Annotated in this window: 26 protein-coding genes; 17 read left to right on the plus strand and 9 right to left on the minus strand. The window is 66.4% G+C overall.

Annotated elements, in window-relative coordinates; all coding sequences use genetic code 11:
• The first annotated feature begins 39 nt into the window (after nt 1-39).
• Entirely contained in the window at nt 40-999 is a 960-nt protein-coding gene (locus tag ITX31_RS01045) for a helix-turn-helix transcriptional regulator (RefSeq protein WP_194781636.1), read from the plus strand.
• A 2-nt stretch (nt 1000-1001) separates the two neighbouring features.
• On the opposite strand, the gene ITX31_RS01050 is transcribed toward ITX31_RS01045, so the two are convergent.
• A complete protein-coding gene (locus tag ITX31_RS01050; protein WP_194781637.1) occupies nt 1002-1841 on the minus strand; it encodes a formate/nitrite transporter family protein in 840 nt (279 codons plus the stop codon).
• 105 nt (nt 1842-1946) lie between these two features.
• Nucleotides 1947-2426, minus strand: coding sequence for an ASCH domain-containing protein (locus ITX31_RS01055; protein ID WP_194781712.1), 480 nt, complete (start codon nt 2424-2426; stop codon nt 1947-1949).
• Nucleotides 2427-2609: 183 nt separating this feature from the next.
• Between ITX31_RS01055 and ITX31_RS01060 the strand changes: the two genes are divergently transcribed.
• Entirely contained in the window at nt 2610-3218 is a 609-nt protein-coding gene (locus tag ITX31_RS01060) for a hypothetical protein (RefSeq protein WP_194781638.1), read from the plus strand.
• Between the two features lie 28 nt (nt 3219-3246).
• Here the strand turns inward: ITX31_RS01060 and ITX31_RS01065 are convergent, their stop codons facing one another.
• Nucleotides 3247-3801 (minus strand): TetR family transcriptional regulator, encoded by a 555-nt coding sequence (locus tag ITX31_RS01065; protein ID WP_194781639.1) that lies wholly within the window; start codon nt 3799-3801, stop codon nt 3247-3249.
• Between the two features lie 80 nt (nt 3802-3881).
• Between ITX31_RS01065 and ITX31_RS01070 the strand changes: the two genes are divergently transcribed.
• Together ITX31_RS01070 and ITX31_RS01075 are read left to right on the plus strand one after the other, a co-directional pair.
• The gene (locus ITX31_RS01070; RefSeq protein ID WP_194781640.1) at nt 3882-4628 is read left to right on the plus strand and encodes an SDR family NAD(P)-dependent oxidoreductase; all 747 of its coding nucleotides are present in this window, start codon (nt 3882-3884) and stop codon (nt 4626-4628) included.
• Nucleotides 4629-5066: 438 nt separating this feature from the next.
• The gene (locus ITX31_RS01075; protein ID WP_194781641.1) at nt 5067-5579 is read left to right on the plus strand and encodes a hypothetical protein; all 513 of its coding nucleotides are present in this window, start codon (nt 5067-5069) and stop codon (nt 5577-5579) included.
• A gap of 92 nt (nt 5580-5671) precedes the next feature.
• Here the strand turns inward: ITX31_RS01075 and ITX31_RS01080 are convergent, their stop codons facing one another.
• Together ITX31_RS01080 and poxB are read right to left on the minus strand one after the other, a co-directional pair.
• Nucleotides 5672-6022: a hypothetical protein gene (locus tag ITX31_RS01080; protein ID WP_194781642.1), complete on the minus strand. Its 351-nt coding sequence runs from the start codon at nt 6020-6022 to the stop codon at nt 5672-5674.
• A 74-nt stretch (nt 6023-6096) separates the two neighbouring features.
• On the minus strand, nt 6097-7815 hold the full coding sequence (gene poxB, locus ITX31_RS01085) for a ubiquinone-dependent pyruvate dehydrogenase (RefSeq protein ID WP_194781643.1): 1719 nt from the start codon (nt 7813-7815) through the stop codon (nt 6097-6099).
• 151 nt (nt 7816-7966) lie between these two features.
• Here poxB and ITX31_RS01090 point away from each other — a divergent pair, with 151 nt between their 5' ends.
• From ITX31_RS01090 to ITX31_RS01110, 5 genes are all read left to right on the plus strand, one after another.
• The gene (locus tag ITX31_RS01090; RefSeq protein ID WP_194781644.1) at nt 7967-8674 is read left to right on the plus strand and encodes an MSMEG_4193 family putative phosphomutase; all 708 of its coding nucleotides are present in this window, start codon (nt 7967-7969) and stop codon (nt 8672-8674) included.
• A 9-nt stretch (nt 8675-8683) separates the two neighbouring features.
• Nucleotides 8684-9244: a DUF3090 family protein gene (locus ITX31_RS01095; RefSeq protein ID WP_194781645.1), complete on the plus strand. Its 561-nt coding sequence runs from the start codon at nt 8684-8686 to the stop codon at nt 9242-9244.
• Nucleotides 9244-10011, plus strand: a complete 768-nt coding sequence (locus ITX31_RS01100; RefSeq protein ID WP_194781646.1) for an SCO1664 family protein — start codon at nt 9244-9246, stop codon at nt 10009-10011. Before ITX31_RS01095 ends, ITX31_RS01100 begins: the two co-directional genes overlap by 1 nt.
• A gap of 251 nt (nt 10012-10262) precedes the next feature.
• Nucleotides 10263-11009 carry a hypothetical protein gene (locus tag ITX31_RS01105; RefSeq protein ID WP_194781647.1) on the plus strand — a complete coding sequence of 249 codons (747 nt, stop codon included), beginning with the start codon at nt 10263-10265 and terminating at the stop codon, nt 11007-11009.
• 476 nt (nt 11010-11485) lie between these two features.
• Nucleotides 11486-11692 (plus strand): hypothetical protein, encoded by a 207-nt coding sequence (locus ITX31_RS01110; protein WP_194781648.1) that lies wholly within the window; start codon nt 11486-11488, stop codon nt 11690-11692.
• A gap of 104 nt (nt 11693-11796) precedes the next feature.
• On the opposite strand, the gene ITX31_RS01115 is transcribed toward ITX31_RS01110, so the two are convergent.
• The 3 genes from ITX31_RS01115 to ITX31_RS01125 are packed head-to-tail and all read right to left on the minus strand — an operon-like array spanning nt 11797 to nt 14826.
• Entirely contained in the window at nt 11797-13302 is a 1506-nt protein-coding gene (locus tag ITX31_RS01115; RefSeq protein WP_194781649.1) for a tripartite tricarboxylate transporter permease, read from the minus strand.
• A 1-nt stretch (nt 13303) separates the two neighbouring features.
• Nucleotides 13304-13870 carry a tripartite tricarboxylate transporter TctB family protein gene (locus ITX31_RS01120; protein ID WP_194781650.1) on the minus strand — a complete coding sequence of 189 codons (567 nt, stop codon included), beginning with the start codon at nt 13868-13870 and terminating at the stop codon, nt 13304-13306.
• The gene (locus ITX31_RS01125) at nt 13870-14826 is read right to left on the minus strand and encodes a tripartite tricarboxylate transporter substrate binding protein (RefSeq protein WP_194781713.1); all 957 of its coding nucleotides are present in this window, start codon (nt 14824-14826) and stop codon (nt 13870-13872) included. Before ITX31_RS01125 ends, ITX31_RS01120 begins: the two co-directional genes overlap by 1 nt.
• Nucleotides 14827-15125: 299 nt before the next feature.
• On the opposite strand from ITX31_RS01125, the gene ITX31_RS01130 reads away from it, so the two are divergent.
• Nucleotides 15126-15485, plus strand: coding sequence for a universal stress protein (locus ITX31_RS01130; RefSeq protein ID WP_194781651.1), 360 nt, complete (start codon nt 15126-15128; stop codon nt 15483-15485).
• A 45-nt stretch (nt 15486-15530) separates the two neighbouring features.
• Here ITX31_RS01130 and ITX31_RS01135 read toward each other — a convergent pair whose 3' ends face one another.
• Nucleotides 15531-15989 (minus strand): SRPBCC family protein, encoded by a 459-nt coding sequence (locus tag ITX31_RS01135; protein WP_194781652.1) that lies wholly within the window; start codon nt 15987-15989, stop codon nt 15531-15533.
• Between the two features lie 346 nt (nt 15990-16335).
• Between ITX31_RS01135 and ITX31_RS01140 the strand changes: the two genes are divergently transcribed.
• From ITX31_RS01140 to ITX31_RS01170, 7 genes are read left to right on the plus strand one after another with little or no spacing between them, the layout of a single operon-like run.
• A complete protein-coding gene (locus ITX31_RS01140) occupies nt 16336-17274 on the plus strand; it encodes a transporter substrate-binding domain-containing protein (protein WP_194781653.1) in 939 nt (312 codons plus the stop codon).
• Entirely contained in the window at nt 17271-18227 is a 957-nt protein-coding gene (locus tag ITX31_RS01145; RefSeq protein WP_194781654.1) for an amino acid ABC transporter permease, read from the plus strand. Before ITX31_RS01140 ends, ITX31_RS01145 begins: the two co-directional genes overlap by 4 nt.
• Nucleotides 18227-19054: an amino acid ABC transporter ATP-binding protein gene (locus tag ITX31_RS01150; protein ID WP_194781655.1), complete on the plus strand. Its 828-nt coding sequence runs from the start codon at nt 18227-18229 to the stop codon at nt 19052-19054. Before ITX31_RS01145 ends, ITX31_RS01150 begins: the two co-directional genes overlap by 1 nt.
• Nucleotides 19051-20196 carry a CapA family protein gene (locus ITX31_RS01155; RefSeq protein ID WP_323745538.1) on the plus strand — a complete coding sequence of 382 codons (1146 nt, stop codon included), beginning with the start codon at nt 19051-19053 and terminating at the stop codon, nt 20194-20196. The genes ITX31_RS01150 and ITX31_RS01155 overlap by 4 nt, the downstream gene beginning before the upstream one ends.
• Complete coding sequence (locus tag ITX31_RS01160) at nt 20186-21427, plus strand: CaiB/BaiF CoA transferase family protein (protein ID WP_228528864.1); 1242 nt, start codon at nt 20186-20188, stop codon at nt 21425-21427. The genes ITX31_RS01155 and ITX31_RS01160 overlap by 11 nt, the downstream gene beginning before the upstream one ends.
• Nucleotides 21424-22482 (plus strand): 2-hydroxyacyl-CoA dehydratase, encoded by a 1059-nt coding sequence (locus ITX31_RS01165; RefSeq protein ID WP_194781656.1) that lies wholly within the window; start codon nt 21424-21426, stop codon nt 22480-22482. Before ITX31_RS01160 ends, ITX31_RS01165 begins: the two co-directional genes overlap by 4 nt.
• A complete protein-coding gene (locus tag ITX31_RS01170; RefSeq protein ID WP_194781657.1) occupies nt 22479-23717 on the plus strand; it encodes a 2-hydroxyacyl-CoA dehydratase family protein in 1239 nt (412 codons plus the stop codon). Before ITX31_RS01165 ends, ITX31_RS01170 begins: the two co-directional genes overlap by 4 nt.
• The last annotated feature ends 18 nt before the right edge of the window (nt 23718-23735 follow it).

Below are 23735 nucleotides of genomic sequence, written 5' to 3' on the forward strand. Positions count from 1 at the left end.
CGGACAGGATGTGTCCTCTATTTCGGAGATACTCGATTCATGCCCGGTACATCCTCCCGAATGCTCGCGCTGCTCTCGCTGCTGCAGTCCCGCCGGGACTGGCCGGGACAGGTCCTGGCCGCCCGGTTGGAGGTGACCGTGCGAACCGTCCGGCGGGACGTGGACCGGCTCCGCGAACTGGGCTACTCGATTGCGGCCGTCAAAGGGCCCGACGGCGGCTATCGGCTGGCAGCCGGAACGGAACTTCCACCCCTGCTGTTCGATGACCAGCAGGCGGTGGCCATCGCCGTCGCGCTCCAAAACGCCCCCTCCAGCGGGGTGGATCTGGACGAGGCCGCGGCCAGGGCGCTGACGACGGTGAAGCAGGTGATGCCCTCGCGGCTGCGGCACCGGGTGGAACGCATCCAGTTCACCGACGCGGGTACTGCAGCCCGGGTGGATCCGGCGGTTCTCGAAACGGTCAGCGCTGCCGCCCGGGATCACCGGATCCTCCGGTTCAGCTATGGCGAGGACTGGTCCGTGCCGCCCAGACGGGTGGAACCGCATGCCGTGATCGCCCGCCGAAGCCGCTGGTACCTGGTGGCCTGGGATTTGGAGAAGGCGGACTGGCGGATTTACCGGCTGGACCGGATGGCACCCAAGCCGCCCGCGGGAGCGGTGTTTGCGCCGCGGCCGGTTCCCGGCGGCAGCGCTGGCAGTTTCCTGTCCTACCGCATGAAGGGATCGGAGGACGGCGACGCGTGGCCCTGCCGGGGCGAACTCCTCATCGAGCTGCCCGCCTCGGAAATTGCGCCGTGGATCGGCGACGGCGAGCTCGAGGAAGTCTCGGCGACGGCCTGCCGGGTCCGGGTGGGGTCCTGGTCCTGGGCCGGACTGCTGTCCTGGGTCCTGCGTTTCGACGCACCGTTCACGGTTCTGGGGCCCGACGCCTTCATCGATTCGCTGGCAGGGTTTGCGGACGGGATCCTCGCGGCGCGTCCCGGCGGTTCCCGCCGCTGAACCTAGCCGTTGCCGTGGGATGCATCGGGGTCCGCTGGAGCCTCCTCGCGGCGTTCCTTCAGCAGCTCCTTCGTCCGGACCAGACGCAGGGCCGTGACCAACACCAACCCGCCAACCATGTTGAAGAACAGCGTGTAGCCAAACCACGTGAGCCACTCCAGATAGGTGATGCCGGCCCCGGACTGAATGGCGCCGAAAACCAGCAGGGAGTCCAGGATTGAATGGAACATCTGGAGCCCGGCTAGCAGGAATCCGCCGATCACCGTGGCGACGATCTTCGCCGGATCCGAGGAGGTGCCCTGCTGCATCCGGCTCATCAAGGTAATGGTGCTTCCGCCCAGGACCGCGAGTGCAACCGTCTGGAGGGAAAACGGTGCGTCGGTGAAGTGCCTGGCCGATTCGGCAACGGTGGACTCCCACTGCGGAAAAGCCTGCATGACTATCCACATGATGACCCAGCCACCCGCAAGATTGCCCAGCAGCGTGACTCCCCACAGTTTCACCAACTGCCGCACCCTGGCTTCCTTAGCCACCACGGCCGCCACGGGCATCAGGAAATTCTCCGTGAAGAGCTCGCTGTGGGCGAGGAACAGCGCTATCAGGCCCACGCTGAATGCGATTCCGGCCAGCAAGTGGTCCCCGGTTTGGTGCAGCACGGCCAGATAGGCCATGACTCCCAGTCCCACTTCCAGTCCGCCGAACACCCCCGTGACCAACACGGCGCGGACCGTCCGGTGCAGCCGCTCTGCCCCTTCGGTGACGGTGTTGTCGAAGGACTCCTGCAGCTCATCCTCGACCGGAGCATCGGATTCCCCGATTTCCCTGCGGCGTTGCTCACTCATGCTGTTCCTCTCAGTGCGTTCGTGGACTGCTGTCCACCGTTGGAACTGCTCCGCGGGAAGACCCTCATTCGTGTCAGACCAGCCAGCATAGTTGGACGGGGCGCGCTATTGGGTCAGTCCGCCGTCGTCGGCATCTGCGTGCTGAGGGGGCCAGACGACCGTGAACCGTTCGAAAACGATCTCATCTGCTTCGGACCACTGCCGTCCCTGGGCTGCTGATACCCGCTTCCAGTAGCGGCGGTGCTCACGCTGCCAGCTCTCCAGGCTCAGGTCGTCTTCGCCTTCGTCGCGGGCAAACGCGGCATCGGCGCTGGCGAAAGGACCCACCCGCAGTCCAATGGTGCGCAGGATGACCCGGGGTGTGCCGGTTCCGTCGCAGGCTATCCAGTGCGATCCGATCCGGGGCATCGGGTCACCCCGGGCCAGGAAATCGGCGGCCAGTTCGGACGTCGCGCGTTTCCGTCCGCTGAGTACGTGTCCGAGGAGCTCGTCGGCGAGCCTGCGGGTATCCCCGAAATGCTCCACGGTGTACTCGGGGCACGCGTCCACCGTCTCGGGATGGGCGGCCGTGTATTCATGCCACATCCGGACTGCTGTGTCCTGGTCAATCGGGCTTACCGGGTCTGATTCCACCTGCCCATGATGTCAGGCGTGCCGGGTTCGTCCGAGGCGGGCCGGCAGGAGGCCGCCGGCGGCTGAAAGCCCGTCCTGTTCACGCAGCCCGATACCGTCTAGTCTCAAACCAGCTGTCAATCAGGGGATAAACGCATGGGGACACGAATCGCGGCCGCGGCCGCGTCATTGCTGCTGGGGGCGCTGCTGGCAGGCTGCGGCGTGACCGACGCGGAGATCAACGAAGCCCAGGCTGTTGCGGAGGCTCAGGCGAATCCGGAGCCGACGCCGTGGGAACCGCGGCCCTGCCACAGCGGCGAGATTTTTCAGACCGATGCAGTAAGCGGCACGCAGAGTCTGCGGCCGGACTGCTTCGACCAGGCACTGGTGGAAGCTATCGAGGAGTTTCCGGAACCCCTGCCGCCCGGGACGGACTGGCATTTCCGCAGCATCAATTACTTTGATCCGGAAGAGAATCCGTCGCTTGAAGTGCCGGTGATGATGGACGGCGCCCAGGACGTAGCCGTCGCAGAAAACTGGCTGTGCGCTTGGATGGGTTCCTATCTGCAGGCTGTCGACAGCGATGATGCGTCCGGGCAGGCGACCAGTATGGCCTATCTGGAGAAGTACCCCCAGCTGCCCGCCATCCAGGCGAACCACGCCAATCCAGGTGACTTTGTGGCGGGCGTAATCGCTCCGGCCCAGGCCGGTGACCCCGCCAAAATGCGGGCGTTCTACGGCAGCTGCCCACGCTACGGGCAGTAAGCCCCAGCCGAGTCAACTGCCGGGAACGCTAGGCACGCAGCATCCGCTCGACGGCCGTGACAACCGCCCGCCTCTGGGCTGCAATCTCTTCGTGCCGGTCCGGATCCTTCCCAAGGCTGGTAAGGCCTTCGGGGGAAAGCTGCCAGGCCTGCGCGACAGCGTAGATGAACACCAGGATGTCTACGTCGGTCAGCGGCTGCGCGGCAGCCGTGGCGACGGCGAGCGCCTTGTCCCGGTAGACGTCCTCCGGTTCGGCCGTGGCCTCCGGCCGTTCCAGCCGGGCCCACATGCTCAGGCGGAGCACCTCCGGGTAGCGCTGATGGTGGTCGAACACGTCCCCGGCCCAGCCCGGCAGGTCCTCCGGGCGCGGCGGGACGTTTTCGGCCATGCGGCGCAGCGCTTCGGTCACGGTTGCGTCGAACAGGCCGCTCTTGCCTCCGTAGTAGGCGTAGATCATCCGGACGTTGCTCCGTGCCTGGACCGCAATACGGTCAACGCGCCCGCCGGCGAATCCGTGCGCAGCGAACTCGGTTCTCGCCGCAGCCAGGATCCGCTCCTTCGTCGCTTCAGGATCGCGTGCCATGTGTTTGCCCCAAGTGGTTGACCGATGGAACCTGCAGGCCTAGCTTACTAAGTAAGTATCCATTTACTTAAGGAGTTGTCATGGCACGCATTGCCCTCGTCACCGGCGCCAACCGCGGACTCGGCCGGGCCATCGCCCTGGCTCTGGCCCGCAGCGAATTCCGCGTCGTGGCGGCTTCCCGAAGCGGCGCGGACCTCGTGGTGCAGGACATCGCCGCTGCCGGCGGCGAGGCCATCGCCGTCGAACTGGATGTTGCGGACCTTGCCTCAATTGACGCGGCGCGGACGGCAGTGCTCGACGGCGTCGCGCAGGAATGGGATGCGGACACCATCGATGTGCTGGTCAACAACGCCGGCGTCGGCCTGTTTGCGCCGCTCGGTGACCTCACGGCCGAAGCTTTCGACACCACCTTCGCCGTGAATGTCCGCGGACCGCTGTTCGTTCTGCAGGCGTTCCTTCCACACCTGTCGGAGGGTGCAAGCGTGGTGAATGTGTCGAGTTCGCTCAGCCGGCATGTCAGCCCGGGAACCTCAGTCTATGCGGCCTCCAAGAAGGCGCTCGAGGCGCTTACCCGCAGCCTCGCCCTTGAGCTGGGACCGCGGAACGTACGCATCAACTCCGTAGCGCCGGGACCCACCGCCACGGACTTCAACGGCGGGGCCATGCGGGACAGCGAATCCATGCGGGAGCTGCTGTCCGGGCAGACGGCGCTGGGACGTGTCGGCGAGCCGGAGGACATCGCCGAGGCGGTCTGCGCCCTGGTCTCCCCCGGGCTCGGCTGGGCCACCGGCGAGCGCCTTGAGGTATCCGGCGGCGTCCTGCTGTAACCGGAGGCGAGTGGAGTTTGGCGGCAAACAGGCCGTGAAAACCTTCCAGCAGTGAGGACGACGCCGGCACCCGCGCGCGGACGCTGCTCCTCTACCGTGTAGGAATGAGCCAACGGGTACGGAAGGCCAACGCCGCCGCTTCGGCCCTCGCCGCACTGGATGACACCGGTGTGCGGACGCTCGTCGAGGATCCCGATCATGTGGGCATGGGCATTGGCGGCACCACGAAGACAGCGCGCTTGGGTGACACCACTGTCTTCATCAAACAGCTGCCGCTGACCAGCGCTGAAGAAGCCGACCCAAGATCTACCGCGAGCAGGCTCCAGCTCCCCCCCTCGTTTCCCACTACGGCATCGGAAGCCCCGCCAACGCCGTCGGCCGGGAGCTCGCAGCTCATCATGCCACCAAGCGGCCCTGACACGGCAGTACACTCCTTGGATGAACACTCCGGACGGGCAGCGACGGTGCCGGATCCGCCTCTTTCCCGACTACGCGGGCACCGTGCTTTGGCTGGGCGATCCCATCGGGTACGAGGCGACAGGGCTGGACGCAGGACTTATCAGCTCGCTGCAGGCATGGGAGGAGTCCTACTACCGCTCACTAACCCCGGACTTCCAGTGGATCTCCCCGGAAGCTGCCCGCCAATTCACCGCTGAAGGCAACCGGCTGGCGCAGCTCCTGGCAAACGAGCTCGGCGAGGACTACGAAATTTCTTTCAACTCCTATGAAGACGGCGTACCCCACCGGGTCTTCCAATCGTCCGGAACGAAGCCCAACTCCAGTGCCGTAGCCGCGTTCAACACGCTTGCCGCCGCTCGGCAGGCCCGCCAGACCGCGTCCCCCGGCACATCCGAAAGCCGCCCGGCAGGGAAGGACGACGGATGGTTCGCCTGGTCTCCGCTGGCGGACAGCGCGTTTCCGCCTTCGTCACCACGGAACGACGGCGAGTGAGCAGCTGGGCGGACGTAGTCGGGCCGGGACGTGGCCGGCGAAAGAGCGCATCTGGGCCACGTGCAGTGCGCACCGAGGTGCAACTCGTGCTGTTAGCCGCATGTGCCGTCCCGGCTGCGCCGGGAATCTTCCTCATCCTCCACCTTTGAAATCGTGTAGGCGGGCGCGCCGGAAGGTTCACTCGCTGAGCTTCCCGGGGTGAAACCAAACAATCTCGACTGAAAGGAAGCCGTCCCGGCGAGCGGAGCGGCGATCCTCCTGCGCCAGGATCCCCGGTGGGTTGCCAGGCGAACCAGGATCAGCACGGCCAGGGCCCAGACAACCGGGGTGCGCCAACCCCGGAGGTTCGCCGGGCTGAGTCCGTCTGCGATCAGCAGCACCAGCAGCGCCAGCAGCAGCACCACGGTGGACGCCGTCAAGAGTCGGGAGAGTTGCGCTGCCATGCGCCCACCCTAGTCAGCCGGAACCGCCGGGGCCAGCGAACGTGAGCACGTGAGGTACGACGCCGGAACCCGGGCTAGAGCAGCTGGCGGGCGTTCGCCTTGGCCAGATCGATGAGTTCGCGGCCGTTTCCGGCGATCACGGTCCGCAGCGCGTAGAGCGCGAAGCCGGTGGCCTGCTTCGCGTCGATCTTCGGCGGCATGGACAGCTCCTGCCGGTCCACCGCAACCGAAACGAGTGCAGGCCCGTCGTGTGCGAAGGCGCGGCGCAGTGCTCCGTCCAGGTCCTCCGGGCGGCTCACGCTTTCCCCGTGCATCCCCACGGCCTGCGCCACCACTCCGAAGTCCGGGTTCTCAAGTCCGGTGCCGAAGTTGACGATGCCCGCCGCCTTCATCTCCACCTCCACAAAGCTGAGTGCAGCATTGTTGAACACCACGATCTTGAGAGGCAGCTTGTGCTGCACTGCCGTCAGCAGCTCACCGAGCATCATCGCGAGGCCGCCGTCGCCGGCGAGGACCACCACCTGCCGCTTCCGGTCCACCGCCTGCGCACCAAGGCCCAGCGGGGTGGCCGCGGCCATGGTGCCGTGCCAGAAGGAGCCGATCAGCCGCCGTCGGGGTCCAATGTGCAGGTGGCGGCTGGCCCAGATAACCGGAGTGCCGACGTCGGGCAGGAAGACCGCGTCCTCATCCGCCAGCTCGTCGATCAGGTGCGTGAGGTGCTGCGGGTGGATGGGGCCAGGCCCCTGTTTCTCCAGGTCATCGAGCTGGGCGCGGGTGCGCCGGTAGTGGTCCAGCGACTTCTCCAGATGGCTGCGGTCCTGCTTGCGTTCCAGCAGCGGAAGCAGTGCCGCCGCCGTCTCCCGCACACCGCCCACCATGCCCTGGGTCAGCGGCGTGCGGCGGCCAAGCTGCTCGCCGCGGATATCGACCTGCAGGATCTTCGCTTTCTCCGGGTAGAACTGCTGGTACGGGAAATCCGTGCCGAGCATGAGCAGTGCGTCGCAGCTTTCCATCGCCCGGTATCCGGAGGCGAATCCGAGCAGGCCGGTCATGCCGACGTCGAACGGGTTGTCCCATTCGATGAACTCCTTGCCGCGCAGTGCGTGCACGATCGGCGCCCCGAGGGCGTCCGCGAGCGCAAGGACTTGCTCCCGGGCGCCCTCGACTCCGCCGCCGGCAAGGATCGTCACGTTGCCACAGGAGTTGAGCGTATCCGCTGCCTCCTGGAGCTCTGCCGGTGAGGGAACGGTCACCGGGCTGGAGCGCCGGACCTCGGGCACCCGGTCACTGACGGCGTCCTGCGACGCCGTGTCCCCCGTGATCACGAGGACGGCGACTCCCTGCTTTTCGACGGCGGTGCGCATGGCGATCTCCAGCAGCCGCGGCATCTGCTCCGGGCTCAGCACCATTTCGCAGAAGACGGCGCAGTCGCGGAAGAGTTCCGTGGGCCGGGTCTCCTGGAAGTACTGGCTGCCAATCTCCTCGGTGGGAATGTGCGCAGCGATCGCGAGGACGGGGACCCGGCTCCGATGCGCGTCGTAGAGGCCGTTGATCAGGTGCATGTTGCCGGGCCCGCAGCTGCCGGCGCAGACCGCAAGTTCCCCGGTCAGCGCTGCCTCCCCGGCGGCGGCGAACGCGGCTTCCTCCTCGTGCCGGGTGAGCATCCATTCGATGTCCTTCTCCCTGCGGACGGCATCGGTCACCGCGTTCAGGGAGTCCCCGGGGACACCCCAGACCCGCTGGATCCCGTTGGCTGCGAGGGTCTGGACGATGTTTTCGGCGATGCTCGGCATGGTGCTCCTCTGTGTGGCGGATGCGGCTTTCAGACGGCCCCATCAGTCTAGGTGCGGGTCTGTGACGGGGCCAATGGAGCCCTGGCCGGACAGAGGTCCGCCTTCCTGCCCTCCGGCCGCAGACGCCGGACAGGGCAACTAGGCTGGGGGCATGGCGACAGTTATCCTCGTGCGGCACGGCCGCACCACAGCGAATGCCTCCGGCCTGCTGGCCGGCCGCACCCCCGGCGTCAGCCTTGATGACACCGGCCGGGCGCAGGCGGCAGCAGCGGGCGAGCGGCTCGGCGTCGTGCCCCTGGTGGGCGTAGTGTCCAGTCCGCTGGAGCGCTGCCGCGAAACCGCACAGTTCATCCTGGACCGCCAGCAGGGTGCCCCGCATGCGCCGGTCGACGCCGGCATCACCGAATGCGACTACGGCCGCTGGCAGGGCCAGACCCTGGCCGACCTGGCGAAGGAGGATCTGTGGAAGGCGGTGCAGTCGCAGCCGTCGGCGGTCACATTCCCGGGCGGTGAATCCATGGCCGCGATGCAGGCCCGCTCGGTCGCTGCCATCCGTCGCCACGACGCCGCGTTCGAAGCCGAGCACGGCCCGGGAGCCGTGTGGGCGGCGGTAAGCCACGGGGACATCATCAAATCTGTTCTGGCCGACGCGCTTGGGATGCACCTGGACCTGTTCCAGCGCATCGACGTCGGGCCGGCTTCCCTGTCGATTGTCCGCTATGGTCCGGGACGCCCCACCGTACACGCCACCAACACCGACGCCGGGGACCTCTCTTGGCTGGCCGCCGTCCACGGACAGGAGGATGCACCGGTGGGAGGTGGTGCGGGACACGCAGCGCCGCCCGCGCAAGGAGCCTAGAGTAGTCCTATGCCTACAACCGTTCATGATTTCGACTGGCCGGACCGCGTAGTCGTCGGCACCGTCGGCGTCCCGGGCCAGCGTACGTTCTACCTGCAGGCGAAGGCAGGCAAAGAGCTCATCAGCATTGCGATGGAGAAACTGCAGGCTGACCAGCTGGCCGAGAAGATCGATGAGATCCTGGACCAGCTGATGACCATCGACGGCAACCCCTTCTCCGTTCCCGCGAACACTCCGCTGGAGCTTGTGGACAATGACGACCTGGACACTGTGGAGGAACAGTTCCGGGCCGGTGTGATGAGCCTGGGCTGGGACCCGACGACGGCGCAGGTGGTCATCGAGGCGTACCCCATCGAAGAAGTTGACGAGGATGACGACGGCCTCCTCGACGACGGCGAAGATGACGACGCCGATGCCGCCGAGGTGCTGCGGGTGCGGATGCCGGTGGGCACCGCACGCGCCTTCGCGAAACGCACGCACGAAGTAGTGGGCGCCGGGCGTCCCATCTGCGTGATCTGCGGCCAGCCGATCGACGACGACGGCCACACCTGCGCCCTGCCCGAAAACTAATGCCGGAGCCGGACCTGCTCACTGGTGAGCTGAGCCTCACCGGGCGGATTACGACGGCGTCCAACGCCACGTTCCTGGGCAGCATCGGCGACGCGGCGGTGGTGTACAAACCCATTGAAGGCGAGAAACCGCTGTGGGACTTCCCCGACGGGTGCCTGGCCCACCGGGAAGTCGCGGCCTATCTGGTCTCCGAGGCTTTGGGCTGGAACATCGTGCCGCGTACCTGGCTGCGGGACGGCCCGCTCGGCGAGGGCATGGTCCAGCTGTGGCAGGAAGCTGCCCCGGAGCAGGAAGCGGTGGACCTGGTACCCCTGGAGGCCGTGCCGGCGTCCGGGTTCAAGCTCGTGCTTGAGGGCGAGGACCAGGCCGGGCGGATCGTCGCCCTGATTCACGAAGACACAGCTGCGCTGCGGCGGATGGCGGTGTTCGACCTCGTCGTCAACAATGCGGACCGCAAAGGCAACCACGTCCTGGCCATGCCCGGCGGGCACCGGTACGGCGTGGACCACGGAGTCTCGCTGCACGCCGAGCACAAGCTGCGCACTGTGCTGTGGGGCTGGATCGGCGAGTCATTGACCGCCGAGGAGCTGGCCGGCGTCGACCGGGTTCTGGCAGCGCTGGCAGGTGACCTCGGCGCGCGGCTGGCAGAGCTGCTGACTCCTGAGGAGATCGAGGCGCTTGCCGCTCGCTGTGCCCGGCTGCGCACGACGGCGGTGTTCCCCGGCCCGAGCGGCGGGATGCCTGCGGTTCCCTGGCCGCTGTTCTAAAGACCCCTTGCCGAATTGATTCCGCACCCCAAAATACAAACATGTTTTGACATGTAAGCGACTCGGAATTCGAGTGCATCCGCACCCTACACGAATTTTGGTGCATATGGATCCCCGCAGCATCCACAATTTTCCATGAGCCCCCGGGTGTTGACTCGATCATTCTTGGAAGCTAGCGTCGCATGGGTTATTTGAGCTGCAAAATAGACAATTTAACCAAAGACAAAAGCACTAGGAAGGATCCATTCGTCATGAAACCGACGAGAAGAATCCAATCACTATTTGCTTCATTGGCGGGACTCGCCTTAATTGCGTCCACCGGCGGAGCCGCCAACGCCGGCCCTCGTGACGCGCTGGCGGAAACGCCCGCATCGGTGACGACCGCGGCCGTATCTTCGGAGCGCGCAGCTGAGGTTACCAGTGAGGCCATGGCGTCACTGGCCAGCGGGGAAGTGGACATTCAGGCTTCCCTCGAATCGCTGAAGGCCTCCGACAGCAAGGTCAGCACTGTTTCTACGCCTGACGGGCAATACACGACTGTGACGGTGCCCCTTGGCGAACCATATAGCCTAACCAGCAACGTCTCCATGGTCCTCGACAGCACCGGCCACCGGCTCCAGTATTCGGAAACGCTCGTGAGTGAAAATGCTGCCGGCAAGTTCAACGTCACTACTTACGTGGATGGCACGCTCACCAGCAACCAGGACACCGATTTGGCCTTCATGACGGACGCTGAGCTGAGGGCGGACCTGGCAAATTCCCAGCCCAAAAGTCCAACATCCGATGGTGGAATGCAGCTGGCTGAGAAGAACACCGGTGCCTGCATCGCGACGGTCCTGGGTGTCGGAGGAGTCGTGGGGAGCATCATTGCTTACAGCTGCGCAGGTGCCTGTGCCTCTGCCGCAGTAGGCGTTGGAGTTCCCTTCTGCGTCGCCTGCATTGCCGGCTTCGCTACGGTTGGCGGCGCCTCCATCACTGCGGTCGCAACCTGCTTCTGATAAACCGGCAGGGAATGCTCATTTCCCCCGCAGGCAGAACAAAGGAAATCTAATGGATAAAACAAACCGATTATTTACAGGCTTGCTGCTAGGAATGGCACTCGCCGGTGCTGCCCTCGTCCTGACACTTCCGGCTCTTTTCGGTTCGCCCGAACCGCATCAGTTCTGGATAACGGCGGCACTGGGTGGCCTCACTGCAATTCTGGGTATTGCGCTCATCCTCCTGAGACCTCCCCGGAGGGACCATCACAGGGATGGGGCCCAGCTCAACTAGGCAACCTGTGACAGCGAAGATGGCCGTCTGCGAGGGCAGACGGCCATCTTCGCTGTCCTGGCGGGGTTTGAGGTCTGTTCCGTCACGGTCTAGGGTGGCCGGACAGCTGCGGCCGGCGCGCGGGGTTATCCGCCCCACGGCCGCCGGGCACCGAACTTCGGGTCAGACGACCCGCTTTGTTCAGCCAGGAAAGGAACATCTGATGCACAACAAACCGAACCGGCTCTTCATTGGTTTGCTGCTCGCACTGTCGCTGGCAGCGGCAGCCCTTGTCCTGAGCATTCCCGGGCTTTTCGGATCGCCCGGCCCGGGGCAGGTCTGGCTCGCGGCAGTGCTGGGAGTCCTTACCGCCGGACTGGGAACGGCCGTCCTGCTGGTTCGGCCGCAGCGCCGAGGCAACGGCGTTTAGGCGGCAGCCAGACCCGCAGTTCGGGAATTGGACGCCCTTGATGTCGAGAACATTGAGGGGCCATGCCACTGGCAAGGCCCCTCAATGAATGGTGCGTCCCGGACTTACACGTCCCGGCGGGTCCTGTTCACGATCTTGGACCGCAGTGTAACCGCCAGCACGATGAAGAGCAGCGAATAGAGCACCAGCGGGATGGGTCCGGTGACAAACACGGAGTAGTTCCCGTTGGAGGACAGCAGGGCGTCGCGCATGCTGGTTTCCGCCAGCGGGCCCAGCACTACACCGATCATCAGCGGTGCCAGCGGCATCCCGTGGCGGCGCATCAGGAAGCCGACCAGGCCGAGCCCGAGCAGCATCAGCAGGTCGAACACCGCGCCGGAGGTGGCGTAGACGCCCAGACCGCAGAAGACGGTAATTCCGGCATACAGGTACGGGGCCGGGATGAGCAGCAGCTTGGCCCAGAGCCCGGCGAAGGGCAGGTTGATGATGAGCAGCACGATCATCGCGATGAAGAAGCTGGCCAGCAGCGCCCACACCAGATCCGGCGACCGGTCGAAGAGCAGCGGGCCCGGCTGCAGCCCGTACTGCTGGAACGCGGCAAGCATGATCGCGGCCGTGGCCGAGACCGGCAGGCCCAGGGCGAGCAGAGCACCCATGGCGGTGCCGGTGGTGGCGTTGCCGGCGGCCTCGGGTGCGGCCAGGCCGCGGATCGCGCCCTTGCCGAACTTCGGATGCTTGCGGCGCCGGTCAATGCGCCGTTCCACGTCGTAGGAGATGAAGGTGGGAATCTCGGACCCGCCGGCAGGAATGACGCCGAAGGGCAGCCCGATGGCGGTGCCTCGGGCCCAGGCCGGGGCTGCCTCTTTGAGTTCAGCGCGGGAGAGGAAGGGGCGGCCGGCGGAGCTGATCCGCTGGCCGCCCGGATCGCGGCGGATCCGCGAAGCGATGTGGAACACCTCGCCCAGGGCGAGGATGGCTACGGTCACCGTAATCAGGGAGATACCGTCGAACATCTCCGGCGCACCGAAACTGAAGCGCTGCGCCCCGGAGAACGGATCAATGCCCACCGTGGCGATGCCCAGGCCAATCACCAGTGCGGCCAGGCCCTTCACCGCCGAGTCGGCAACCACGGATGAGGTGGCGACGAAGGCGAAGAGTGCCAGGGCAAAGAACTCGGCGGGGCCGAAGTTCGCGGAGAAGTCGGCTAGGGCCGGGGCCAGGAACACTACGAGGACGGAGGCCACCATGCCGCCGATGAACGCTCCGATGGCCGCGGTGGCCAGCGCCTGCGCGGCCCTGCCGTCCTTGGCCATTTTGTGCCCCTCGAACGTGGACGCGATGGCCGAGGCCTGCCCGGGTGTGTTCATGAGGATCGCCATGGTGGAGTCGCCGAACATCCCGCCGAAGTACACTCCGGCGAACATGATGAACGCGGCCGTGGGATCGAGGGCGAAGGTGATGGGCAGCAGCAGTGCTACTGCCATGGAGGAACCCAGTCCCGGCAGCACGCCGACGGCGGTGCCCAGGAGGCAGCCGACGAGTACCCACAGCAGGTTCATGGGGGTCAGGGCGGAGGAGAAACCTTCCGCCAACAGGTTGAGTGAATCCATGTTAGAAACCGCCTCCAAGGATGCCGGAGGGGAGGTTGAGTCCCAGGCCGACGGTGAATGCCAGGTAGACCGCACTGCTGAACAGCAGCGCAAAGGAGATGTCGAACAGGGGGCGGCGGCTGCCGAAGCCCCTGGCTACAAACCAGAACAGCATGGCGCCGGCAATGATCCAGCCCAGTCTCTCCAGGGACAGGGCGAAGAGCAGGAAGCCTCCCACCGCCCACAGCACGGCGGTCCAGTCCGTGAATGTCCGGAACTGCTGTGCGGACGTCTCCTGCGGACGTTCCGGCGAGCGCAGATAGTGCAGCGCCAGCAGAACGGCGAGGACGTAGCCGGCGATCATCAGAATGCCGGGGAAGAACTTCGGACCGGGAAAGTCCGTCTCCCCCACATCCATGGTGAGGATGCCAATCAGCAGGTACGTGCTGAAGAGCACCATCAGCAGGGACAGCAGCAGTCCGCTGCGGCCGTCCCACCATGAGGTACGGGATGAGGTCTGGCCCGCATCAGCGGTTTCGGTCCGCTGCGGTTCCGTTGCGGGTGCGGGCGGGGGCACTGGATTGCTCATCAGCCAATCTCCTTTACGAGTTCACCGATGCGCTGCTGCTCGGAGGCCATGAACTCTTCGAACTCGTCTCCGGCGAGGTAAACGTCGGCCCACTTATTGCGGTCCACCGCGTCCTTCCACTCGGGAGTCGCGATAGTTTCCTCGATCAAAGTGCGGAGCTCCGCGAATTCCTCATCCGTGATTCCCGGAGGTGCCACGATGGCCCGCCAGTTGGCCAGATCGACGTCGTACCCTTGCTCAGCCAGGGTGGGGATATCGACGCCGTCGAGCCGCTGCGGGGCAGCCAGCCCGAGCGCGCGCAGGCGGCCCGAGTTGATCTGGTCCTCCACATCCTTGTACCCGGAGGTGGCTGCCTTGGCGGTATCCGTGATGAGGGCCTGCGCGGCCTCTCCTCCGCCGGACTTGGGAATGTACGTGGTGTCGGAGGGACTGACTCCGGCGGCGAGCGCGAGCTCGGTCATGACCAGCTGGTCAAAGGTGCCGCCGCCGGTCCAGGCGATCGCCTTCGGGTTCGCCTTCCACGCCTGCACCAGGTCATCCAGGGTCTTGTATGGGGAGCTGGCCGGAACAACAACGACGTCGTACTCCTCCACCACCCGGGCGATGGGCCGCACGTCGTCGTGCGTTACGGCCGAATCCAGCTGCGCGACGCCGGCCACCAGGCCCGCGCCGGTGACCATCAGGTTATTTGCCTGCCCGGACATGGTGGAGAGCTGGCCGAGACCAATGGTGCCCGCTGCGCCGGGGATGTTGACCACCTGGGTGTTATTCACCAATCCGTTGGCACGCATGGCCTGCTGCTGCTCACGCATGAACATGTCCCAGCCTCCGCCGGCACCTGCCGGGGCGATCAGGGTGAGGTTTGCACGTATGTCCGAACCACCGGACGCGGACTGGATGGAGAAGAAGCTGGCCAGGCCGATTGTGGCAACAGCCACGACGCCGTAAACGGCCATGAGGACCGGATGCTTACGGCGCGTGCCGGACCCGGCCTGATCTGGTGACGAACTCACGAAATCAACTGTCCTTAGTGGGGGTCGGTGGGACATGAACGCTGGCCGGTGCCGTTCGATGCACCGACCATCCAACGACGATAAGTGATCCCGGTCATATCACGGCGATCGGATGATCAGCCGCCTTCATAAAGTGCACTGATTTTGCTTTTTCCACTCGGCACGTGGAGCCTGAAGAACTAATTCGCTCTCAGGGTGAATGCGTTGTCATCTCTCGTCACCCCGCCAACCTCGGAGAACTCATGACCGTCATTGTCGCCCGCACCAGCACTCCCGAGGGCGAAGCTGCACTTGCCGCCTCGATCGAAGAAGCCCGGCGCCGCCAGGAAGATCTGCTGGTTTTCAACCTCGAGGGCGCGCAGATCGACCCCGAAGGCACCGACCTCGACGGCGTTCCCGTCACCTACCGGGTGCCGGATGCCCGCAGCCACGACGCCGTGGGCGATCTCCTCGACGCCGCCGAAGAGGTGGGCGCCTCAGCCGTGGTGATCGGCGTCAGGCACCGCAGCAAGGTGGGTAAGTTCCTGCTCGGCAGCGCCGCGCAGCAGATCCTGCTCGAGGCCAGTGCCCCGGTGATCGCGGTCAAGTCGCGGAGCGTGTAGGGAGCGGGCGCCAAGGGGCGGAACACCGGGTGCAGCCACGGAGCACTAGCGTCCGGCTCCTGACCCGGCGACAAGGAATTCGTTCCGGGTTTCGATGAGGTTTTGCAGGTAGCGCGCCAGCACGAGTTTCTCCACCAGCCGGCCGAGTGGCCCGAAGGGCGCCTCGAACTCGATGCGGTCCACCATGATGGTGTCCGCCGCGTCTTCGCTGAACTCGTGGACGTGCCGGAACCGCCGGAACGGCCCCTTGACCTGCTCATCGACGAAGCGGTTGGGGACTTCCATTGCGGTGATCCGGCTCGTCATCCTGAGCGGCACGCCGAAGTGCCAGGCCCGCCACGTGACGTCCTCGCCTAGGGAAATCAGTCCCGTAGTCACACCTGCGACCGCCTCTTCGCGGGAGCGCGCCATCGAGTCTTTGTGGGCGTCGATGCTCCGCGCACGGTCGAACAGTTCAGCCCTGGGCATGGCGGTGCGCGTGATGCACTCGAAGGAAACGGTCATCTACTGAGTATGACCGTGCTGCTGGGCATCCTTGCGGAACCGGTATCAGCCGAGGCTCTCGAAAATCATGGTCGCCTGAATGCGGTCTCCGCCAAAGCCGTGTGCCAGCAGTTCCAGGCCACCGCACCGGCAGGCAAAAGTGCCAAGACCCGGAGGCCACTGTCGCGGCCTTGCCGTGACAGTCAGCGTGCCCTCATGCGCCTGGACAATGCTCTTGACGATCGCCAGTCCCAGGCGCGCCCAGGACCGCGGTCACGGAACAAATTACTTCGTGATTAATATCAAGCAGCATGATATTCTCCTCGAAAGTTTGATCCGTGATGCAGCTCACACTCAGGAGATCGCCATGAAGCTCAACCGTTTCAGCACCGTCGCCGTTGCCGGCGCTGTCCTCCTCGCACTGACGTCCTGTTCGGCGTCGGACAGCGAGGCGGAACCCGCGGGCGGCCAGGGAAGCCAGGCCGCGTCCGGCGGGGTCAACACCGAAGCTCCGGTGTATGACCAGCTGCCGGAGGCCATCAAGTCCGCCGGGGTCATCAACATTGCCGGTGACACCCATCCGCCGTACCGCACGCTGGAGCAGAATGGGGACATCACCGGCATTGACCCGGACATCCAGGCAGCTCTGTCCGAACAGCTGGGCGTCCCGTTCGCCATCCAGACGGCCTCCGGCCTGGACGCCATGCTCACCGGAATGCTCTCCGGCCGCTACGACGCGTTCAATGGTCCGGTCCGCACCACGGCTGAACGGGAAGCCGACTTCGATGCCGTCGTCTGGATGACCACCCGCACTTCCTACCTCTACCTCGCGGAGCGGAAGGATGATCTCGGTGCCCCCGAGGATCTCTGCGGCGCCCGCGTAGCCGGCGTCACCGGATCAGTCACCGAGTCCCAGCTGGAGCGTTACACCGAATGGTGCGCTGAAAAGGGCCTTGAGGCGCCGGAGTTCGTCGGCCTCAAAGACACCAACTCCACCATCCTCGCCGTGCAGTCGGACCGCGCGGACTATGCCGGCACCACGCAGACCGCGGCACTCGACATCCAGGCGCAGGACGAGGGCACCTTCGAGTTCCTGGTGCAGAGCGACGAGCAGGGCGCCGGCGTTGACCAGCTGGCCATGTTCCTGCCGAAGAGCAACGAACTCGCTCCCGCCATGCTGGCCGCCTTCGAGGGCATCTTCGAGAACGGCGAATATGACCGGATCATGTCCGAGTGGAAGCTGGATGACGTCACGGTGGAAAGCCCCACACTGAACCCCATGACAGCTGGGAAATCAGGCAAATGAGCATAACGGACACCCCCACGTCCTCCGGACCCGCAGTACGCGCCAACGCCGTGGACGTGGCCCAGGCCCGTCCACGGATTAGGCCGCTGCGGATTCTGGGCACCGCATTGCTGCTGCTGATAGCCGGCGGCATCCTCTACTTCCTCATCTCCAACAAGCGCTTCGAATGGCCCGTCGTCGCCGAGTACCTCTTCGCACCCAGCGTGCTCCTCGGCCTGATGACCAGCGTCCTGCTCATGGTGGTCACCATGGTGCTCGGCACCATCCTGGGAACCGTGCTCGCCGCGGGCCAGCTGAGCGACTACTGGCCCGTGCGCGTGGCGTGCATGGCCTTTGTGGGCTTCTTCCGGGGAGTCCCGCCGCTGGTCCAGCTGATTTTCTGGTTCAACCTGGCGTACCTGGTCCCCCGCATCGCCGTCGGTGTGCCGTTCGGTCCGGAGTTCTTCAGCTGGTCCACCAATGACCTCATCACCCCGCTGACGGCCGCCATCATCGGCCTCTCACTGCATGAGGCCGCGTACATGGCGGAGATCATCCGCGCCGGCATCCTGTCCGTGGACCAGGGACAGCACGACGCCGCGTCCGCCATGGGCTTCAGCCGCTGGCACTCCTTCACCCGGATTGTGATGCCGCAGGCCATGCGCGTGATCATTCCGCCCACCGGCTCCCAGATCATCGCGACCCTGAAGGGCACATCGCTGGTGAGCGTGATTGCCATGGGAGACCTGCTGCACGCCGTCCAGGTCATCTACAACCGCACCTATGACGTGGTTCCCATGCTGGTCGTGGCGGTGATCTGGTACCTCGTGGCCGTCACCATCCTGACGTTCTTCCAGCGCCGCGTGGAGGAGTACTACGGGCGCGGTGCCACCCGCTCCGCGCCCAAGGCAACCACCAGTTCCAAGCCCGACGCCGGTACCACCGCCGCGGTCCGGACCCAGGAGAACCAATAATGAACACCGCACAGATCCCGGCCGGGGCCGCGGGCACCGCCACGGCAACCCGCCCCGTCCTGGAGGTAGTGGGCCTGCGCAAGCGCTTCGGGGACCACACCGCTCTGGACGGCATTGACCTGACCGTTAACGAGGGCGAGGTCGTCGCCATCCTCGGCCCCTCGGGTTCCGGCAAGTCGACCCTGGTCCGGTGCCTGGACCAGCTTGAAACCATCGACGGCGGAGCCATGTACCTGGACGGGGAACTGCTCGGCTTCGAACAGGGAAAAGTTCTGCGTCCGCTGACGGACGCCGGTGTCCGGGCCCAGCGCCGCCGCATGAGCATGGTGTTCCAGCAGTTCAACCTGTTCCCGCACTGGACCGTGCTGCGCAACGTCACCGAGGCGCCCGTCGCCGTCCACGGCGTTGCACCCGCGGACGCCAAGGCGAAAGCCCTGGACCTGCTGGAGAAGGTGGGCCTTTCGGACAAGGCGTCCGCGTACCCGCGGCAGCTTTCCGGCGGCCAGCAGCAGCGCGTCGCCATTGCCCGTGCGGTCGCCGTCGAGCCCCGTGTGCTGCTCTTCGACGAACCCACCAGCGCCCTGGACCCGGAACTGATCGACGAAGTACTGCAGACCATGCAGGCCCTCGCCGCCTCGGGACGCACCATGGTGGTGGTCACGCATGAAATGGAGTTCGCCCGCGAAGTCGCGGACCGCTGCGTGTTCATGGCGGACGGCAAGGTGGTCGAAGACCAGCCGGCCGAGGCGTTCTTCCGCAACCCGCAGACGAACCGGCTGCGCTCCTTCCTCGCCCGCTCGATGCGCAGGAACGACGAGCAGCAGTGACAGCTACTACCCTGATGGCCACCGGGGACCTGGTCCTGGAGCGCGACGACGCCACGTCCCTCTTCAGCGCCGCCGCCCCCGTGCTGGCCGAAGCGGATCTCGTCATCGGCCACCTCGAAGTCCCGCACACCACGTCCACTGCCACGGCCTCCTCGGACGTGCCCGCGCTGCCGGCCCCGCCGTCGGCCCTCGACGCCGTAGCGGCTGCCGGGTTCGACGTCCTCACCCTGGCCGGGAACCACGTTTACGACTTCGGCGCGGAAGGAATCGAGGACACCCGGCGGCACTGCCGCGAGCGCGGCCTGGCCACCACCGGCGCGGGACGCAACCTCGCAGAGGCCTGGGAACCGGCGGTTGTTGAACACGGCGGCCGGCAGGTCATCGTGCTCAGCGTCAACTGCGTGGGACCCAAGGAGTCCTGGGCCGGCAGCTCGAAGGCTGGCTGCGCCTGGGTTGAGGTCGTCACGCACTACGAGCCGCGGGGCGCCAATCCCGGCGGTCCGCCGCGCATCTACACGTTCGCCGAACCGCGGTCCCTGGCCGCTTTCACCGACCAGGTGGCGAGCCATGCGCGGCAGGGTGCCGCCGTCGTCGTCGCCCTGCACCAGGGGCTGGTGCACCAGCCGGTGGAGATCGCGCAGTACCAGTACCAGGTTGCCTATGCAGCCATCGACGCCGGAGCTGTGGCGGTGCTCGCCCACCACGCCCACATCCTCAAGGGTGTGGAGGCCTACCGTGGCCGCCCGATCTTCCACGGACTCGGCAACTTCGCCACCGTGACGCGGGCACTGGGCGGCGCACCGGATGATTCGCCCGAGCGCCGGGCCTGGGCCCGCGCAAGAACCCGGCTGTTCGGCTTCCAGCCGGACCCCGCGATGCCGGAGTACCCGTTCCATCCGGAGAGCCGGAACACCCTGATCGCCGTGCTCACCCTCGGCGCGGACGGCAGCGTTGCAGCGGAAGTTATTCCCTGCTGGATCGACGACGACGCCCGTCCGGTCCCGCTGACCCGCGCCAATGGCGGGGACCAGGTGGGCGACTACTTACAGCGCATTACCCGGGAAGCCGGCCTGGACACCGTCCTGGACTGGGCAGGAGACCGGCTGACCGTTCATTTGAAGGAGACACCCCATGAGCATTGAGACCAAGCCCCTGGCGGGCAAGACAGTCATCGACCTGACGACGGCGCTGGCAGGCCCTTATGCGACCCTGCTGCTGGCGGGGCTCGGGGCCCGGGTCATCAAGGTGGAGAACCCCACCCGCGGCGGGGACTCCTCGCGCAACAACTCCCCCTACGTCACCTCCCAGGGCCTGAACGTGCGGCGGACGTCGGAGGATGACATGTCCGTCTCCATGATGCTCCGCGGCCGCGGCAAGGAATCCGTGACGCTGAACCTGAAGCACCCGGAGAGCAAGCAGGTGCTGTTCGACCTCATTGCCGAAGCGGACATTGTGGTGGAGAACTACAGTGCCGGCGTCACCAAGCGCCTCGGCATCGACTACGCGAGCGTGAAACACCTCAACGACAAACTCGTCTACACCTCCATCAGCGGTTTCGGCGCCGGCACGGAGAACGGGGACCGGAAGGCGATGGACACCATCGTCCAAGCACTCAGCGGCGTCATGATGACCGCCGGTGAACCCGGCCAGCCGCCGGTGCGCTTCGGCCTGCCGATTGGCGACCTGTCCGCTCCGCTCTTCGCGGTCATCGGCACCCTGAGTGCCCTGCTCCAGGCCGAGCACACCGGCCAGGGGCAGCACGTGGACGTGTCGATGCTCGGGGCACTGACCTCGATGGTGGCCTGCGAGCCCTTCGATGCCCTGGAATCCGTAGGCTTCCCGCTGCGCACCGGCGCCTACGTTCCCCGCCTGGCGCCGTTCGGCACGTTCCGCGCGGCCGACGGATACTTTGCGATCTGCGCCCCCACGGACCAGTTCGCGGCAGGCGTCCTTCGCGCCATCGAGCGTCCCGACCTGCTGGACTCCGAGGACTTCGGTACCCGCGACGCCCGCGTCTTCAACGCCGACCGGCTCCACGGGCTGATTGCCGGGTGGGCCGCCGAGAAACCCCTGGACGAGGTACTGGAAGCACTCACGTCCAACGGCGCTCCCGCGGCACCGGTCCGCACCACGGCCGAGGCGGTGCGGGATCCGCTGGTGCTGTCCCGCGGCGAAGTGGTGCCGCTGTCCCACCCCAAGTTCGGGCACTTTGACGGTCTCTTCGGCTCGGGGCTGCCCATGGTCCTGTCCGGCAGCCGCACCACCCTGGACGCGCCGGCCCCGTACCTGGGCGAGCACACGGACGTGGTCCTGAAGGCCCTGGGCTATGACTCCGACCGGATCGAGAACCTCCGCACCGCGGGTGTGTTGTGACTGATCCCGCACCTCGGATCGGGATCATCGGCGCGGATGCGCCCCGGCAGATTCTCCTGGCCGCGGGGGCGACGCCGGTGCGGCTGTTCGGTGCCTGGTCCGGGGACATCTCGCGGGAAGCGGCTGAGCTCCTGGGGGCGGCCGACGCCGTTGCCGCCCGGGTGCTGGACGGCGTCCTGTCCGGGCTCCATGACGGCCTCGCCGGGCTGGTGGTCTGCAATGACTCCGCAGCGAACCTGCGGGCCTACTACGTGCTGCGGCTGCTGGCCGAACGCGGGCGCATCCCGTACCCGGTCCAGTTGCTGGATACGCCCCGCGGCGGCGGCCCGCATGTGAACCTCTTCGTCGCGCGGCAGTATGAGCGGCTGGCCGGGTTCGTGTCAGCGTGCACCGGGCAAGTGCTCGACGCCGATACCTTGGCTGCCGCCGCTGGCCGGGAGAACTCGCTGGGTGAGGCCCTCGAGCGGGTGCGGGAGCGGCGGGTGGCAGGAACCCTTTCCGGGAGCGCCGCCCTGCGGTGTTACGCGGCCGCCGTCCAGCTGCCGCCGGAGCAGGCACTGGCTGCCATCGAGGCGATCCAGCAGGCTGACGCCCCGGGGACCACACTGCCGGTGTTTCTGACCGGCAGCTCGCACCCGGACACCACCGTCTATGAGGCGCTCGAGCAGGCCGGCATTGGAGTCGTGGGAGAAGACCACGACGCCGGAGACGCCGCCTGGATCGGGCAGACCGTGGACGCCGTTTCGCCCGGCGAAGCTTTCCGCGCCCTGGCCGAGCTGCACGCCCAGCGTCCGCCGTCGGCGTCGCGCTCCCTGACCTCCGAACGCACCGAACACCTGCTGACCGAAGTCCGCCGGACGGGCGCCGCCGGAGTGGTGGCCCTGGTCCGGGACCTCGACGACGGCCCGGTCTGGGACCTGCCCGCCCAGCGCGAGGCGCTGGCTGCCAGCGGAACCTGGCTGGCCGGCGTCGTCCGCGTTCCAGCCGACGGAGCCGCAGCTGCCGCCGCCGATCTCATTGCCAGCGTCCAGTTGTCCGGGGAGATTGCCTCATGACCGACCATCGACTCCGTTCAGCCGTGGCCGCTACGCGCTACCAGAAGGAATGGTTCCAGTCCGTGCGCCAGCGGGCCGCGGCAGGCGAACCCATTGCGCTGTTGAACGCCGATGCCCCGCACGAAGTCTTCCGCGCCCTGGACATCCCCTACGTGGTGACGCAGTGGTGGTCCTCCATCATCGCGGCCAAGCGGGCCGGACCTGCGTCGATGGAGCGGCTGGCCGCCCGCGGGCTGCCCGACTTCAGCCAGCAGTACGATGCGATGCCGCTGGGTGAGCAGCTGCTCGACGCCGAGGACCGCCCGTGGGGCGGTTTGCCGGCACCGCGGTTCGCCGTGGCCGAGCGCAGCGGGGACGTCACCGCCAAGATCTTCGAGCAGTGGGGCAGGCTCCCGGGCACGGAAACGTTCCTCCTCTCCCGTACGGGCGCTGACCCGCTGCCGGACCGGTGGTGGGAGCTGGTGCCGCACGACTGGGAGACGGCCTTCGGCTCGGACCGGCTGGACCTGCTGCAGGGTGAAATTGAGCAGCTGATCAGCTGGCTGGAAGAGCGTACTGGACGGACGCTGGACCGGGACCGGCTGGCGGAGATCATGGACCTGGGCAACCAGCAGGCCGAATGGAACCGCAAGACCCGGGACCTCATCGCTTCGGCGCCGTTCGCCCCCGTCCTGGTGAATGACACGATGCCCGCCGTTATGGCACCGCAGTGGCAGCGCGGCACATCGTGGGCGGTGGACGCCGCTCGATCCTTGTATGAGGAAACGGCGCAGCGGGTGGCCGACGGCGTTGCCGTATGTCCCGGCGAAAAGCGGCGGCTGATGTGGGTGGGCCGCGGCCTGTGGTCCGATCTGGGCCTGTACACCCGGTTCCAGGAGGAATTCGGCGCGGTGTTCGTCTGGTCGATGTACCTGGCGATCGCCGCCGACGGGTACCTGCGCTACGGCGATGACCCGGTCCGGGCGCTGGCCGCCCGCTTCGTCGGAATCACGGATCAGCTTTATGTGCCGCCGTGGTCTGCCCAGTGGTACGTGAAGGAGGCCCTGAGTCATCGCGTGGACGGGGTGGTGCATCTGGTGGCGGACGATACCCCCGGCAGCGGGTTCATTACCGAAGCCCTGGAAGCTGAGGGGATTCCCGTGCTGGAGATCCGAGCCAACAACGCCGACCAGCGGTCCAGCGACGCCGCCCGCATCCCCGAGCGGATGGCCGAGTTTATCCGCGACCGTGTCTGATTCCTGCTGCTCCCGCTG

Source organism: Arthrobacter gandavensis (assembly GCF_015355785.1).
In the GTDB taxonomy this organism is placed as follows: domain Bacteria; phylum Actinomycetota; class Actinomycetes; order Actinomycetales; family Micrococcaceae; genus Arthrobacter_B; species Arthrobacter_B gandavensis_A.

What these genes read in the sequence shown, in the direction of transcription:
- ITX31_RS01170 (WP_194781657.1), top strand. Translation starts at nt 22,479, where the DNA reads ATGACCGACCATCGACTCCGTTCAGCCGTGGCCGCTACGCGCTACCAG.
- poxB (WP_194781643.1), bottom strand. Translation starts at nt 7,815, where the DNA reads ATGCCGAGCATCGCCGAAAACATCGTCCAGACCCTCGCAGCCAACGGG.
- ITX31_RS01110 (WP_194781648.1), top strand. Translation starts at nt 11,486, where the DNA reads ATGCACAACAAACCGAACCGGCTCTTCATTGGTTTGCTGCTCGCACTG.
- ITX31_RS01130 (WP_194781651.1), top strand. Translation starts at nt 15,126, where the DNA reads ATGACCGTCATTGTCGCCCGCACCAGCACTCCCGAGGGCGAAGCTGCA.
- ITX31_RS01095 (WP_194781645.1), top strand. Translation starts at nt 8,684, where the DNA reads ATGCCTACAACCGTTCATGATTTCGACTGGCCGGACCGCGTAGTCGTC.
- ITX31_RS01140 (WP_194781653.1), top strand. Translation starts at nt 16,336, where the DNA reads ATGAAGCTCAACCGTTTCAGCACCGTCGCCGTTGCCGGCGCTGTCCTC.
- ITX31_RS01090 (WP_194781644.1), top strand. Translation starts at nt 7,967, where the DNA reads ATGGCGACAGTTATCCTCGTGCGGCACGGCCGCACCACAGCGAATGCC.
- ITX31_RS01070 (WP_194781640.1), top strand. Translation starts at nt 3,882, where the DNA reads ATGGCACGCATTGCCCTCGTCACCGGCGCCAACCGCGGACTCGGCCGG.
- ITX31_RS01100 (WP_194781646.1), top strand. Translation starts at nt 9,244, where the DNA reads ATGCCGGAGCCGGACCTGCTCACTGGTGAGCTGAGCCTCACCGGGCGG.
- ITX31_RS01115 (WP_194781649.1), bottom strand. Translation starts at nt 13,302, where the DNA reads ATGGATTCACTCAACCTGTTGGCGGAAGGTTTCTCCTCCGCCCTGACC.
- ITX31_RS01145 (WP_194781654.1), top strand. Translation starts at nt 17,271, where the DNA reads ATGAGCATAACGGACACCCCCACGTCCTCCGGACCCGCAGTACGCGCC.
- ITX31_RS01055 (WP_194781712.1), bottom strand. Translation starts at nt 2,426, where the DNA reads ATGTGGCATGAATACACGGCCGCCCATCCCGAGACGGTGGACGCGTGC.
- ITX31_RS01120 (WP_194781650.1), bottom strand. Translation starts at nt 13,870, where the DNA reads ATGAGCAATCCAGTGCCCCCGCCCGCACCCGCAACGGAACCGCAGCGG.
- ITX31_RS01060 (WP_194781638.1), top strand. Translation starts at nt 2,610, where the DNA reads ATGGGGACACGAATCGCGGCCGCGGCCGCGTCATTGCTGCTGGGGGCG.
- ITX31_RS01150 (WP_194781655.1), top strand. Translation starts at nt 18,227, where the DNA reads ATGAACACCGCACAGATCCCGGCCGGGGCCGCGGGCACCGCCACGGCA.
- ITX31_RS01045 (WP_194781636.1), top strand. Translation starts at nt 40, where the DNA reads ATGCCCGGTACATCCTCCCGAATGCTCGCGCTGCTCTCGCTGCTGCAG.
- ITX31_RS01135 (WP_194781652.1), bottom strand. Translation starts at nt 15,989, where the DNA reads ATGACCGTTTCCTTCGAGTGCATCACGCGCACCGCCATGCCCAGGGCT.
- ITX31_RS01075 (WP_194781641.1), top strand. Translation starts at nt 5,067, where the DNA reads ATGAACACTCCGGACGGGCAGCGACGGTGCCGGATCCGCCTCTTTCCC.
- ITX31_RS01080 (WP_194781642.1), bottom strand. Translation starts at nt 6,022, where the DNA reads ATGGCAGCGCAACTCTCCCGACTCTTGACGGCGTCCACCGTGGTGCTG.
- ITX31_RS01050 (WP_194781637.1), bottom strand. Translation starts at nt 1,841, where the DNA reads ATGAGTGAGCAACGCCGCAGGGAAATCGGGGAATCCGATGCTCCGGTC.
- ITX31_RS01105 (WP_194781647.1), top strand. Translation starts at nt 10,263, where the DNA reads ATGAAACCGACGAGAAGAATCCAATCACTATTTGCTTCATTGGCGGGA.
- ITX31_RS01160 (WP_228528864.1), top strand. Translation starts at nt 20,186, where the DNA reads ATGAGCATTGAGACCAAGCCCCTGGCGGGCAAGACAGTCATCGACCTG.
- ITX31_RS01065 (WP_194781639.1), bottom strand. Translation starts at nt 3,801, where the DNA reads ATGGCACGCGATCCTGAAGCGACGAAGGAGCGGATCCTGGCTGCGGCG.
- ITX31_RS01125 (WP_194781713.1), bottom strand. Translation starts at nt 14,826, where the DNA reads ATGGCCGTTTACGGCGTCGTGGCTGTTGCCACAATCGGCCTGGCCAGC.